We start from the raw sequence: 13,195 nt of genomic DNA, 5'->3' as shown, positions 1-13,195 counted from the left end.
CGATTATTAGCGATGTGAAATAGTTTTATATAGGACGTCTAAAGGATGAAGGCTACGATTTATATAATCATTTTGTGAGCATTCAATCCATCTTTTTAATTTATGATTACTTAAAATAGCATCTGTCGTTGGAATCGAATAAGCAAAATCTACAGCACTATCAAAAGCAGCTGATTCTCGTAGATTTATATCTGTACTTTCAAGCGATATTTGTCTCGGTTTAGTTCTACGGACTAATTTTGCAAATTGAAGTTCTGAGTAAATCCAAGGTGATGAAAGATATTTTTCATCTTCGAACGTATCAGTTATTGGAATTGATTTATCTGTGCCTAAAAAAACAAAAGCTTCGCAGTTATCAATTATTCTGTGTAAAGCTGAGTTTAGGATCATAAAAACATTTGAAGTTGTATGATTTCGTATATGATAATTAAATGTATCACCTTTGAGACAATATTTATTATCAATTTTTCTTAGAAGTTTGAATGCATCTCCCCAAACACAAGAATCGATAAATACACTTAAATTTAATTCTTTTTCTATTAAAACTGCCAATCGTATAACATCATCTTCATCAGCATGTGAGTGTGATAAAAATATATCTGGTTTGATATCTAAAAATAGATTTTCAGTGATTTTATCAACACTTAGTGTGTTTTTCCTATCAAGTAGGTAATCTTGAATTTTGATTAATTTATTTCCATTTCTCTCTTTGTATTCCCTTACTTTTTGACTACTAATTTCTGGGAAAACTGAAAAATCAAAATCTTCAACTTGAATACTTTTATACATAATTCATTACTACTTTATGTTAATTTTTAAGATGGTTACGAAACAATCTTCGGAAGAGACTAGAATACGTGTAGTCATTTTCAAATCTTGGATCTAACTCAAATCTTGGATTCAGTTTATTTTTTTCATTTTCATAAACTATTCTTGATGCAGCACCTGTAGATGCTAAGGGGATTATTTGAGCATTAGGATGATATTCTAAGAACATTTCTAATTCATCTATTACACCTTCCATTCCACCAATTAATACTATTGCATCAAATTTTTGACTTTCTATCATAGCTTGTCTCATTATTTTAAGACTTTCTTCAAGATCTTCAGGATTACCATCTATTAAAGTTAAATCTATAAAATCATAGACACTTTCAGGAAAATCTGGCTTAAAAATTTTAGATTGATAAATAGAAATAAAATTTATGTCTTTTTTACTATTTTTGGTTGCCATAGCCAATAATGGAGTAATGGCTGGATGTCCTCCACAAACAATACGACCATTAGGTATAACCACTTCTACGAGCGATCGAACCGCTTCTTTAATAGCAAGGACATCAGCCGTCTCGTAAAAGCATTTTTTTCGATCAGAGAGAGGAATACTTGCTGATAGGAAAATATTGAACATTTTTTATCACTTGGTTTCTAGTAATGAAGGTGCTTTAGTCATATTTACTGCTTTAATCGGGAGATGATCATCCAACCAATCTAAGTGTTCTAACCATTGCTTCAAAATTCCTCGGTTATCATAAATAATCCATTTCTCACTGTCTTTAAATTTTGAATCTTCTACAGCATTGTAAATGTCATTAATCCTATCAGCTGTAGGGACACCTATGGCTGGTATCACGGCTAATCCATTAGTTTTCCAATCAGCTATAGAAATCCATTGATCTATCTGTACACTTGGATCATATCCTGCATCTCTAGCAGCATCACAGAAATTATCAACGAGATATTTATATCTAAGAGAAATTGCTCTTGCTCTGAGCTGTTCGGTCTTAAGAACAATATTCTTAAGAGTCTTGCTTGTAATATTTTTCCCTGTATATGGAATGCCAGTTCTACTAAGGCTCTTCATTCTAAAGTCTTTAGGGGATAACTTAATAAATGAATTAAAAGAAGCAATGTTTTCTTCCTTTTGCTGAGGCCACAGAATGTGCAGAATATGAATATTATTTTCGTTTGCGAACATCAACTCATCTTTGGTCCACCTACTTGTTCTAAAGCGTGGAGTATCTAATAAAATTACTGCATCTGAGTCAGTCATACGATGCCACAATTGATCTTGAAAATTCTGTGCAGGTGGTACTGATCGAGTATCTAGAAAAACGTCAAAACCATTGGCATCTAAAAGGTCATACAGCTTATCTGCAGCACCCTGTGCATCTATGCGTCTATAACTAATGAAAACTTTTCGCTCCTTTCTTAAAAATCTAAAATTTTCAAAGATAATAGAAACTAATCGTTCCGTGTTATTACTAGTTTCGTTAATTGGTAACGCATTAATATGACTGATTTCATCCGGTAGTTCTATCGGAACGAGTTCGTTACTTTTTACTACAGGAATGATGACTAAAGATTCTTCAATAAGATCTGATAGATGTAGCCTATTAGATTTATCACCACCAAAATATATTACGATTGTTGGATATTTAGCATCCCTACTAGTAGCATAATCAGCACTATGTATAAACTTAATAAAATCTGGATTGATATTAAAATCTTTTAACCTTGAGAAAAAACTTTCTTTTATACTCGTAAGCCTTTCATCGACTGTACCTAGAACTATAATTTGATAGTAATTTTCAGACACAATTATTTACCCATTTGATTGGCAGCAGTTTCGATCCATGAAGATAATGAGGATCTGCCATTATTATCTATAAAGTCATACGTTTTAAAAAAACTTGAAAGTCTAACTACTGAGTTAGAGTTTGGTTTTGGAGTAAATTTAGAATTTAAAGTAATGGGATTTGAAAAATCTCGATATTTGATCCATTTACTATCATGCCATTCGGCTAAATAATAAGATCCATTTGCAAGATATACCCCCATTTCATCTAGTGGGTTTATTCCCTTTTTTGAAGTATATCCATCTTTATCTTTTAATTGATGAATAAAAACTGATAATAAACCGTGGCCTTTTACCATACTCTGAGCAATCTCGTATCTTACCCAACTTCTTTGATGAGTACATTGACCAGCAAGAATACATGTTACCGAAGTGTTATCTAGGCCCTCTCTAAGAAAACGTTTAAGCGAATCATCAGACTCTCTCTTCTTTTTTTCAATAACACTTCCATCAAAAAAGCCATAGGCTTCCCTGGTACCATTAGCTACCCAAGAATTTCTAACGTTCCAAACTCGCCAAATATCATTTTGATAATGAAATGAAAAAAATGTTCTACGTGCCATATTTATTTACCATTTTGTTTTTTAAGAATTATAAAGATGATACAAATTTCCCATGTTGCTCATGTGGTTTCCAAAAACATAAAATCCCATGAGTTGAACGGTCAATTTTTTGATATAACTGCAAATATTCATTCCCATAGTAATAACCATTTCGATCTTGTGTTGGAATTATGAATATAGATTCATAATTTTTGACTCCATCAGCATAACCAATTTCCCAAGGGCACCATCTTGATTTAACAGAGTTCGGTGTTGCGAGAAAAAAGAAATAATCTGTTTCTTTAATTTTTTGTTGAATTTTAACAGCTGTTTCACGATTGGTATTCTCAGGCATAGAGCTATCTTGCCAATCTACATAGACATCAATATTTTCTTCTTTTAATAATTGAATAAAACCTTTGACATATTGAGCATCAAGATGGCTATGGCATAAAAAGGCTTTTCTAGATCTTTGGCTAGATTTATAGAGATTTTCACTAGCACTGAAACGTCTTGAGTGATTGGTTAGTGTGTCTAGAGAAATAGCCATATAGTTCCTTTATGTGAAAATGAATTACAATAAAGGAAAATATTAAAAAAACAATAATATGAAAGTATATCGCGACATAATTAGACGCTCAATTAGGGCAGTAAATCAGAGGTGGTCCCACATGTTTGAACAACTAAAAGCTTATTTATAAGTGATACTCTGCTCTAGTTAAGCTACCTTATTTTGTTGTGGTAGCTGGTCATAGTAAAACTCATCTGGAGTCATTTTGTCCAGACTCGAATGAGGTCGTTTCAAATTATAAAATTCAAAATATGCGTTTAATTGCTTCTTCGCATCCAAAACATTGCTGTAGGCTTTGAGATACACCTCTTCATATTTAACGCTCCGCCATAATCGTTCAACCATCACATTATCAACCCATCGACCTTTACCATCCATACTGATTTGAATGCCATTTGATTTCAATACATCAATAAATGCATCACTGGTAAACTGACTGCCTTGGTCTGTATTAAATATTTCAGGTCGACCATATTTTTCAATAGCTTCATTTAATGTTTCTATGCAAAATGTAACCTCCATACTAATCGATACTCTATGCGCAAGTACCTTGCGGCTATGCCAATCAATCACAGCACATAAATAAACAAAGCCTTTTGCCATAGGGATATACGTTATATCCGTAGACCACACTTGATTACTGCGCTGAATAGCCAATCCTTTGAGCAGATATGGATATTTGCGGTGAGCTTGATTAGCCTGGCTTAAATTTGGTTTGCAATATAACGCATTAATGCCCATTTTCTTCATTAAAGTACGTGTATGACGTCGTCCTATATGATGTCCTTGACGATTCAACAAATCACGCATCATCCGGCTACCTGCAAAAGGGTATTGCATATGTAACTCATCCATACACCGCATTAGCTTCAGATCTGATGCACTCACAGGTTTTGGGCGATAGTAATAACAACCACGGGAGACTTTCAGCAGCTGAGCTTGCTTAGATACTGAAATCTGAAGTGAGTCATCGATTAACTTTTGTGGTTGAAGCGGCCCAGTTTCTTCAACACACCTTCTAAAAAATCAATTTCTAATGCCTGCTCACCGATTTTTGCATGTAGTTTTTTTAGATCGATGGGTGGTTCTGTTGGAGCTTTTGATTGATCGAAAGCTTGCGAGGAAGCTGAAATCAGTTGATTTTTCCAGTCGATAATTTGGTTTTGATGAACATCAAATTCAGCACTCAATTCAGCAAGTGTTTTTTCTGCTTTAATCGCAGCAAGTGCTACCTTAGCTTTAAAATCATTTGAATGATTTCTTCTTGGTCTACGTGCCATAAAATACTCCATATATTGATGTTTATAACATCATTTGGGGAGCAAAATATCACTTATAAGTGTTGTTCAAATTTCCTGATCCACCTCTATCCTTAGCATCCATTTCTAAAGCAGTAGCAAGTTCATACAGCTTTTCTATTGTGATATTTACCTCACCTCTCTCAATTCGCCCTAAATAGCTACGGTCTATATCACAGATTAAAGCTAATTTTTCCTGACTGATTTCTTTCTTGAGCCTAGAATTGCGTATTAACTGACCAACTGCTATAGATAAATCTGACATTTGATTTCATTTGTTCAAATATCAAGACTATTGCTATTTGAGGACTACTTATCCACGGACTATAATCCTCATTTGTTTTGTAGAAATTTAAAATGCCAAAATCTGTCAACTTACCTTTATATGATGATTTTTTGAAAATTTTTATTGATAATGAAATCACCAATTGGCAAGCAAAACATTTTTGGGAAAAAATGGGACTTAATCAACGTTATAGGGCTAAACGTTGTAAGCAATTAATGTATATCGGGTTAAGAGTCTTACTTAAATGCCAATATTTGGAAGTTGATGCAAATAGGTCTACAAAAAAAGCATTTAGCTATAATGAAACTCCGAGACTAAATGAGTTAAGAAATCAATATAAAAAACAAAAACTTGAAAATGTTTTTTTGATAAAAGAGACTGAGTTTATTAATCAAATTAACGATAAAAAAAATAATCTAACGTTTATAGAATCATTATTATCAGATGATAAAACATTAGAGAAACATTTGATTAACCATAAAGAAAAATTAGAGAATGATATAAAAAATATGCATTCAAATATTAGATTAATGAAAGATATTATGAGTTAATAAAATAGATATTATGAAAAATATAATAATAAAATCATAATGTTAATGTAATGTTTTTCTGCTTGACCTGAGCGCTTTTCTACTATATTTTTTCGTCAAATTTATTCAAAATTCGTCTGATATGATCAAGTCAATTAAACAAGTTAGAGATGATTTTTCCAACTCTGGAATATCTATAGCTGAATGGGCAAGAGATAATAATTTTTCACCAGATCTTGTATATCGAATATTGAAAAATAATAAAATTCCAAAACGTGGTGAGAGTCATAAAATTGCAGTCAAATTAGGTATAAAGGAGCAAAAAGATATGGTTTAAATAATTTTAATTCTTTTATTTAACTGCAGAAAGCATAAAGACCCAAACATTAAAAATGGATGAGCCTTTATGAATTTGTCTTTTACTTGGAGGTGCAAGACAAATTCATTCTAAAAGACATTGATTTTTTTATCAATGTTAAGGGTGCTTTCTGCCTTAATTTTTTAATAAGGTAGATATTATATGAAGCTTAACCCCGTAATTCAAAAAAGGATTCTAACAGGACTTGGAGAAGGCCATTCTTTTCGCCAAATTGCAAAAAGAATGCAAGTTTCACCAACCACTGTTACAGTTCTTGCTAATAAATTAAAAGAAATCGATATTCCTATCAATGAATTACTACTACTGTCAAATCAAGAGTTTGTAGATATATTACAAACTGGCATAGCAAGAAATATTGAAAACTGTAAACCAACTCCTGAGTTTGATTATATAAATGATCAAATGAAAATCCGAGATATGACCCTAAAGCAGTTGTGGATTGAGTTTAAAGAAAGTGTGGTTAATTGTGTTTCATACTCTCGTTTTGCATATTTGTACCGAAAATGGTTAAAAAAATTGCACCCATCGATGCGTCAACATTTCAGAGCTGGACAAACGTTATTGGTGGATTTTTGTGGGAAAACCATGCAAATACATGATATTACTAATGATAAAGTTCGTAATGTTCAAATTTTTGTTGCTGTGCTAGGCGCTTCTAGTTTAATCATTGTAATTGCTGTTGAAACACAACAAACACACGATTGGTTGAAATGCTTTACTGCTACATTCGATCGCTTAGGCGGTATTCCAAAAGAAATAATCACTGATAATTTAAAAGCGGCAGTTATTAAAACGGGTCGAAATGGCACAGTGTTTAATAAAACATTTGAACAATTTGCTGATTATCATAATTTTGCAATTTTAAATACTCGTCCACGTACCCCGAAAGATAAAGGGTTAGCAGAGGTTTCTGTTCAAATTATTCAACGTTCAGTTTTAGTCAAATTACGAGATAGAAAATTTTTCTCGCTTGATGAATTACAAAAAGCTCTTGATCTGGAAGTTGACAGAATTAACCGCGGAATTACAAAGAGGTTTCCTGAAAGTAGAAGGGATCGATTTGAGCGTTTTGAAAAAAGTAAACTACTAACACAACCAAAGCACCCATATCCATTTACAAAATGGATATTTCAACAAAGGGTTTCTGAATTTTATCAGTTTACAGTCGATGGAAACATTTATTCTGTCCCCCATATTTTTATTGGTAAAAAGTTAGATATTGGTATTACAAGCCGTGAAGTACGGTTCTTCTATGAAAATGAACTAATAGGCTCTCATAGCTTATTAATTGGCCATGGAGAAGCAAGTATTCTTGATGAGCACATGCCAGCTAACCATAGACTCTATAATACTTTAAGCCCTGCGAGTATCAAGCAGTGGGCCAAATCACTTGGAAGTTTTGTCTATGAATTTGTAGAGAAAATATTAAGTAAGTCTAAACAGTTAGCTCGTAATATAAATTCATTAAACAAATTGAGAGATTATATTTTGGAACATAAGTTGGATTCTGTACTTAATCAAGCTTGCGAGTATGCTTTGAAATACAAGCTTTTGGCAGTTACCGACTTATTGTATGTCTTAAAGAATAAAAGATATATTCAAATCATAGATAGTAATCAAATGATCTCACCATCAACACATATAAATCTTCGTGGTGCTAATTATTTTGCAGGTAACGCATGATGATTACAAAGAGTGTTGTGGCACAGAGAATGCAAGAATTAAAGCTAACAGGTTGCTTAAGTTATTTTGTTGATCACTACGATGAGATGATCAATAGAAAAAAAACTTCATTAGAGATTTTGAATGAACTATTCACCGCTGAACAGAATGCTGTTAGTAATCGAAAAGTTTTAGCATTGTTAAATAAATCGAATATACGTTATCCAACAAGCACACTTACAGAAATCGATTGTTCCAATAAAAAAGGATTAACTAGCGATATTTTACAAAGTTTTTCAGATTGTGAGTGGATAAAGTCCAAACAGAATCTAATTTTTACTGGTGCAACAGGGATTGGTAAAACTTGGCTCGCTTCGGCATTCGGAACAAATGCATGTAAGTCAGGATTTAAGGTTCTTTTTTATAATACTACTGAGTTATTTGAAGAGTTTGAAACGGCTTTGCATTTAGGGACGATTGCGATTCTAAAAAAGAAGTTACTTTCAAGTAAATTGTTAATTCTTGATGATTTTGGTTTATCACAGGTTAGTAACTCTTGGATGGCCCATTTTATTACTGTGATTGATAAACATAGTGACAATGGTTCACTTCTTATTACAAGCCAGTATGAGACTAACATTTGGTTAAATCATTTTGAAGATCAAACTGTCGGCGAAGCACTACTTGATCGTATTATTCACCGTGCTCATGTATTTAATCTACAGGGCGAATCTATGCGGAAAAAACGAGGTAGGAAAGTCTTAGATATTTAATAGTCTACTGTCCAAGTTAAGCGACACTCTAGTTTGCCAAAAGCTTATTAGAGTGTCCAACTAAGACAAGAATGGGTGTCCAAGTAGTTGTTGATTTTGCAGCTGATCATCCTGACCAACTGTGGGTGAGTGACTTTACGTATATTCAAACAAATTCAGGCTGGGTTTATACTGCATTTATTATTGATGTGTTCTCACGAGCAATTGTTGGATGGAAAGTATCGACACGGATGAATACAGATATGGTGCTCGATGCATTGGAGCAAGCATTGCATGATCGAGGCATGCCAAAGAATGTGATTCATCATTCCGACAGAGGTGTGCAATATCTTTCCATTCGCTATACCAATCGTTTAGAAGCAGCAAATTTACGAGCATCAGTCGGTACGACTGGTGATTCATACGATAATGCTTTGGCTGAAACGGTGAATGGCTTATACAAAACAGAGGTGATTGAATATCTAAAAGCAGATTGGCAAGGTTTAGCAGATGTACAACTTGCGACACTAAATTGGGTAGATTGGTTGTAAGCGTCCGCTGAACCCCACTTTTTCTAACTTATTAATACCGCGATAGTGTCCACTAAAATTTAAGTGGACACCTATTTATGGATTTAAAGACAGTCTCAGACAGTACACCAACACTAAAAAAGCCCCGCCGAATCTTTACAGCTGAATTTAAACAGCACCTGGTGGGGCTGTGCCAGCAGCCAGACACATCGGTAGCCAAGGTAGCAATGCAACATCAGATCAATGCCAATCTGCTGCATAAATGGATTCGTCAGTCCAAATTCATACCCCCTGCACTAAAAAGTCTACCCAATCCACAGACTGACTTTCTGCCCGTCATTGTTCGCCCGACGTCAGTCAAACAAGATGCACCTCCGCCACCTATGCCGGAGAAGAAAGCTGTCGCTCATATCAGAATTCCAGTGCATAAGGAACGAGGTTCCGCAAGAGATCAGGTGATCGAAATCGACTGGCCTGTGGAATCTGCAACTGAATTACTGGTGCTGATCCAGGGTTTGACTCAATGATCCGTATCGATGAAATCTGGTTGTCTACCCAGCCCATGGACATGCGTGCAGGGATGGATACTGCCATGGCTCAGGTGCTGAGAGCCTTTGGCTACATCAAACCACACTGTGCCTATCTGTTCTGTAATAAACGTGGCCATCGCATGAAAGTACTGGTGCATGATGGACTGGGCATTTGGCTGTGTGCTCGGCGGCTGGAACAGGGTAAATTTCACTGGGCTCAGGTTCACCAGGGTGAAACAATGACTATCAGTCCAGAACAGTTACAGGCACTGATCCAGGGTTTGCCCTGGCAGAGAATTGGGTTGCAGCAGGTAGTGAATATGCTCTAAACCAAGCCAGTCCATTCTGCCATCCTCCAAACGTTCTATTTCATTCTCCTCATGACCTCAGGCATACTGCGGTCATGAATACGCTGCCTGACTTAAGCCAACTGACCCATGAACAACTGCTGGAATTCACCAGACAGTTGGCGATGCAGCATCAGTCTCTGGCTCAATCAAAACAGCAGCTGGAACAATCAAATCAGCAATTAGATGCTCAAGTTCAACATCTGGAAGTATCAAACCAACAATTAGATGCCAAAGTTCAACATCTCTCGATTCTTACTCAAAAATACGAACATGAGCTTGCACTGTTTAAACGGCACAAGTTCGCCCAAAAGAATGAACACTTAACGGCCAAACAAATCCATCTCTGGGATGAAGCAGTCGAAGAAGATATTGCCGCTGTTGATCTGGAATTAGAACGATTAAATGCAGCTAAAACCGATGCACCCGCGCAGAAAGCCATAGTAAATAAACCTAAACGTCGACCACTACCTGATCACCTGCCAACCCTCCGTATTGAGCATGAACCTGCATCGACAGAATGTGCCTGTGGCTGCCAGTTACGTCGTATCGGCGAAGATATCAGTGAAAAACTGAATTTCAGACCGGCACAGTTCTACAAGGAACAGCATGTGCGTGGCAAATGGGTCTGTGATCAGTGTGACACCCTGACTCAGCAAGCGATGCCTGCTTATGTGATTGATAAAGGCATTGCCAGTGCAGAATTGCTGAGTCATGTGCTGGTGTCCAAATATGCCGATCATTTACCGCTGTATCGTCAGCGCCAGATTTTTCTACGTGCGGGAATTGATCTGTCCAGATCGACATTATCTGACTGGATTGGTCGCTGTGGTGTGGAACTGGAGCCTCTAGCCAATGCCTTAAAACAGGTGGTGCTGCAGCAGCGTGTGATCCATGCAGATGAAACCCCGGTCACCATCATGCAGATGGGTGATGATGAGAAAAAACCGAAGAAAGGTTATGTCTGGGCCTATGCCACCACCCAGGATAATCCGGTTCAGGCGGTGATCTATGACTTTCAGGATAGCCGCTCAGGTCAGCATGCTGAAGAGTTCCTGAAAGGCTGGCAGGGTCATTTGGTCTGTGATGATTACAGTGGTTATAAAGCACGCTTTAAATCTGGTCAGATCATTGAAGTGGGCTGCATGGCACATGCACGTCGTAAATTCCATGAACTGCATGTGACCGGGAAAAGTCAGATCGCTGAACAGGCATTAGTGCTGATTCAGAAACTGTATGCGATAGAAGCAGAACTCAGGAAAAAGACGGATGGTACAGCGCCGGAACAACGCTGCGAATACCGGCAACAACATAGTCAACCGGTCATGCAACAACTATATGAATGGCTCAACCAACATCATCTGACGGTGCCATCAAGTTCAGCCACCGCCAAGGCAATCAATTACAGTCTGAAGCGCTGGCCAGCCTTAAGCCGCTATCTGGATGATGGCAATTTGCCTGTTGACAATAATTGGGTCGAGGTGCGACACGAAGTCGCTTAATGAAGTTGTTCCCCCCTGCGGGAACCACCCGTGTCACCGGGTGAATCTAGAAGGCTGAATAAAGAGCGCCTTCAACAATGTAACGAGGCACCGCAAGGTGCGGGGTATCAATCGTGAGAGGCGTACCCTTCTGGCAGCCATAGCCGGACAAGGGCTAGATAATCGGTATGGTGAACACATGTGAATCTGCGTAACGATCGTTAAGTTGAACGAGCGGAAATGGCTGATACGCTCGAACCAAAACGGTAATGGAGGTGGGAATTGCGTCTTTCGACTACGCATTCGTGACCCATACGCCTCCCGGTCGATAGCAGGCACCTAAGCCGATGTACTTCAGTAAGCGGAACGTGGAAATCCCGTATTACTCCCATTGGGAAAGCAGTTTGCAAAAACTGCCCATGGTGATGCGGGCGAAGGAACGAGGAAAAAGCGAATGCCAGTCTGTAATGGGTTGGATAGAGGTTGAAACATTACCCCACGCGAAAGCGGGCTGACGTCCTTATGGTCTCTCATCACAAGAGAGTGTGTAGAACCCTTTTAATGGAGGGAGAGCAAATGAATGCAGCAGTATCAGCGTGTGCACCTTCCAGCACATCGTGGGACAGCATCGATTGGATTGCTGTACAGCGTCATGTCAGAGGGCTGCAAGCGCGTATTGTGAAGGCGGTACAAGACGGCAGGCATAACAAGGCGAAAGCTTTGCAATGGCTGCTGACTCACTCGTTTAGTGGCAAAGCATTGGCCGTCAAACGAGTGTCTGAAAACAAAGGCAAAAACACGGCTGGGGTCGACAAGGTGACTTGGAATACACCCAAGGCCAAGACCGGTGCGATGATGTCGTTGAAGAGGCGAGGTTACACGCCCCTTCCGCTTCGGAGAGTCCTTATTCCGAAGAAAAATGGCAAGATGAGACCTCTCGGGATACCCACGATGAAATGCCGGGCCATGCAGGCGCTCCATCTGCTGGCTTTGGAACCCATCGCGGAGACCATCGCTGATCGGAACTCTTATGGGTTCAGACCGCAACGCTCAACCGCGGATGCTGCAGCACAGTGCTTTGGTGTGCTGTCAAGAAAAGTAAGTGCGGAGTGGGTGCTAGAGGGTGACATTCAAGGCTGTTTCGACAATATCAGCCATGACTGGATGATCGCCAACCTCCCAATGGACAAGGTGATTCTACGGAAATGGCTCAAAGCCGGTTACGTCTACCAAAGCAAGCTGTTTCCCAGTCTTTCCGGAACACCGCAAGGAGGTATTATCTCCCCGGTGCTGGCCAACATGACCTTGGACGGACTGGAAACGATGCTGGCGAAGAGGTTCTCTAACGCCAAATGGACAGGCAAAAAGCTGCAACTGGTACGGTATGCGGATGATTTCATCATCACGGGGTATTCTAAAGAGTGGCTCGAAAATGAAGTTCGTCCTGCCGTGGTTGAATTTCTGGCGCAGCGCGGTCTCGTGCTCTCTCAGGAAAAGACCAAAATCACGCACATAGGGAACGGGTTCGATTTTCTTGGCTGGAACGTACGTAAGTACAACGGCAAGCTACTGATCAAGCCGTCAAAGGCAAACATCAGCGCTCATCTTGACAAGCTGCGAGCATTAATCAATGTGAACCGTACCGGGTTTGT

General features: G+C 38.1%; 14 protein-coding genes and 2 pseudogenes. 9 read left to right on the top strand and 7 right to left on the bottom strand.

Annotation, left to right across the window (positions count from 1 at the left end):
- Positions 1-6: 6 nt before the first annotated feature.
- The 7 genes from A7P55_RS19775 to A7P55_RS19745 all read right to left on the bottom strand — a co-directional run bounded on the left by A7P55_RS19775 (position 7) and on the right by A7P55_RS19745 (position 5,311).
- Complete coding sequence (locus A7P55_RS19775) at positions 7-789, bottom strand: hypothetical protein (RefSeq protein WP_171553490.1); 783 nt, start codon at positions 787-789, stop codon at positions 7-9.
- Between the two features lie 19 nt (positions 790-808).
- A complete protein-coding gene (locus tag A7P55_RS19770; protein ID WP_171553489.1) occupies positions 809-1,408 on the bottom strand; it encodes a hypothetical protein in 600 nt (199 codons plus the stop codon).
- Positions 1,409-1,414: 6 nt separating this feature from the next.
- A complete protein-coding gene (locus tag A7P55_RS22895; protein WP_171553488.1) occupies positions 1,415-2,596 on the bottom strand; it encodes a toll/interleukin-1 receptor domain-containing protein in 1,182 nt (393 codons plus the stop codon).
- A 2-nt stretch (positions 2,597-2,598) separates the two neighbouring features.
- Positions 2,599-3,198 carry a TIR domain-containing protein gene (locus A7P55_RS19760; RefSeq protein WP_171553487.1) on the bottom strand — a complete coding sequence of 200 codons (600 nt, stop codon included), beginning with the start codon at positions 3,196-3,198 and terminating at the stop codon, positions 2,599-2,601.
- A 28-nt stretch (positions 3,199-3,226) separates the two neighbouring features.
- Positions 3,227-3,727 (bottom strand): toll/interleukin-1 receptor domain-containing protein, encoded by a 501-nt coding sequence (locus A7P55_RS19755; RefSeq protein ID WP_171553486.1) that lies wholly within the window; start codon positions 3,725-3,727, stop codon positions 3,227-3,229.
- A 168-nt stretch (positions 3,728-3,895) separates the two neighbouring features.
- Positions 3,896-5,028, bottom strand: a protein-coding gene (locus A7P55_RS19750) for an IS3 family transposase (RefSeq protein WP_223235881.1) whose coding sequence is annotated in 2 segments (ribosomal slippage) — positions 3,896-4,776 and positions 4,776-5,028 — 1,134 coding nt in all. Because the reading frame shifts where the segments join, the coding sequence is not laid out codon by codon here.
- A 49-nt stretch (positions 5,029-5,077) separates the two neighbouring features.
- Entirely contained in the window at positions 5,078-5,311 is a 234-nt protein-coding gene (locus A7P55_RS19745) for a helix-turn-helix transcriptional regulator (RefSeq protein ID WP_171553485.1), read from the bottom strand.
- Positions 5,312-5,403: 92 nt separating this feature from the next.
- Between A7P55_RS19745 and A7P55_RS19740 the strand changes: the two genes are divergently transcribed.
- The 9 genes and pseudogenes from A7P55_RS19740 to ltrA form a co-directional block, all read left to right on the top strand.
- Positions 5,404-5,883 carry a hypothetical protein gene (locus A7P55_RS19740; RefSeq protein WP_171553484.1) on the top strand — a complete coding sequence of 160 codons (480 nt, stop codon included), beginning with the start codon at positions 5,404-5,406 and terminating at the stop codon, positions 5,881-5,883.
- 121 nt (positions 5,884-6,004) lie between these two features.
- Positions 6,005-6,199, top strand: a complete 195-nt coding sequence (locus A7P55_RS19735; protein ID WP_171553483.1) for a DNA-binding protein — start codon at positions 6,005-6,007, stop codon at positions 6,197-6,199.
- Positions 6,200-6,382: 183 nt separating this feature from the next.
- Positions 6,383-7,924, top strand: a complete 1,542-nt coding sequence (istA, locus tag A7P55_RS19730; RefSeq protein WP_171553482.1) for an IS21 family transposase — start codon at positions 6,383-6,385, stop codon at positions 7,922-7,924.
- Positions 7,921-8,676, top strand: coding sequence for an ATP-binding protein (locus A7P55_RS19725; RefSeq protein ID WP_252727903.1), 756 nt, complete (start codon positions 7,921-7,923; stop codon positions 8,674-8,676). The genes istA and A7P55_RS19725 overlap by 4 nt, the downstream gene beginning before the upstream one ends.
- A gap of 92 nt (positions 8,677-8,768) precedes the next feature.
- A pseudogene (locus tag A7P55_RS19720) lies at positions 8,769-9,200 on the top strand (IS3 family transposase); the annotation flags it as partial.
- A gap of 83 nt (positions 9,201-9,283) precedes the next feature.
- A complete protein-coding gene (locus A7P55_RS19715) occupies positions 9,284-9,712 on the top strand; it encodes a transposase (RefSeq protein WP_171553481.1) in 429 nt (142 codons plus the stop codon).
- Positions 9,709-10,044 (top strand): IS66 family insertion sequence element accessory protein TnpB, encoded by a 336-nt coding sequence (gene tnpB / locus A7P55_RS19710; protein WP_074947962.1) that lies wholly within the window; start codon positions 9,709-9,711, stop codon positions 10,042-10,044. Before A7P55_RS19715 ends, tnpB begins: the two co-directional genes overlap by 4 nt.
- A gap of 74 nt (positions 10,045-10,118) precedes the next feature.
- Positions 10,119-11,543, top strand: a pseudogene (locus tag A7P55_RS19705) (IS66 family transposase); the annotation flags it as partial.
- 576 nt (positions 11,544-12,119) lie between these two features.
- Positions 12,120-13,195 (top strand): group II intron reverse transcriptase/maturase (ltrA, locus tag A7P55_RS19700; RefSeq protein WP_171553480.1); only part of this gene is annotated, 1,076 nt, incomplete at its 3' end.

This window comes from Acinetobacter sp. Ac_5812 (assembly GCF_013072695.1).
Taxonomy (GTDB): domain Bacteria; phylum Pseudomonadota; class Gammaproteobacteria; order Pseudomonadales; family Moraxellaceae; genus Acinetobacter.
Note: the sequence above shows the minus strand (reverse complement) of the source record. Positions and strands in the feature narration are given on the sequence as shown.

Bases quoted from the DNA above. Each gene is read 5' to 3' on its own strand.
- istA (WP_171553482.1), top strand. From the start codon at position 6,383: ATGAAGCTTAACCCCGTAATTCAAAAAAGGATTCTAACAGGACTTGGA.
- tnpB (WP_074947962.1), top strand. From the start codon at position 9,709: ATGATCCGTATCGATGAAATCTGGTTGTCTACCCAGCCCATGGACATG.
- A7P55_RS19770 (WP_171553489.1), bottom strand. From the start codon at position 1,408: ATGTTCAATATTTTCCTATCAGCAAGTATTCCTCTCTCTGATCGAAAA.
- A7P55_RS19755 (WP_171553486.1), bottom strand. From the start codon at position 3,727: ATGGCTATTTCTCTAGACACACTAACCAATCACTCAAGACGTTTCAGT.
- A7P55_RS19725 (WP_252727903.1), top strand. From the start codon at position 7,921: ATGATGATTACAAAGAGTGTTGTGGCACAGAGAATGCAAGAATTAAAG.
- A7P55_RS19740 (WP_171553484.1), top strand. From the start codon at position 5,404: ATGCCAAAATCTGTCAACTTACCTTTATATGATGATTTTTTGAAAATT.
- A7P55_RS19715 (WP_171553481.1), top strand. From the start codon at position 9,284: ATGGATTTAAAGACAGTCTCAGACAGTACACCAACACTAAAAAAGCCC.
- A7P55_RS19760 (WP_171553487.1), bottom strand. From the start codon at position 3,198: ATGGCACGTAGAACATTTTTTTCATTTCATTATCAAAATGATATTTGG.
- A7P55_RS19735 (WP_171553483.1), top strand. From the start codon at position 6,005: ATGATCAAGTCAATTAAACAAGTTAGAGATGATTTTTCCAACTCTGGA.
- A7P55_RS19775 (WP_171553490.1), bottom strand. From the start codon at position 789: ATGTATAAAAGTATTCAAGTTGAAGATTTTGATTTTTCAGTTTTCCCA.
- A7P55_RS19745 (WP_171553485.1), bottom strand. From the start codon at position 5,311: ATGTCAGATTTATCTATAGCAGTTGGTCAGTTAATACGCAATTCTAGG.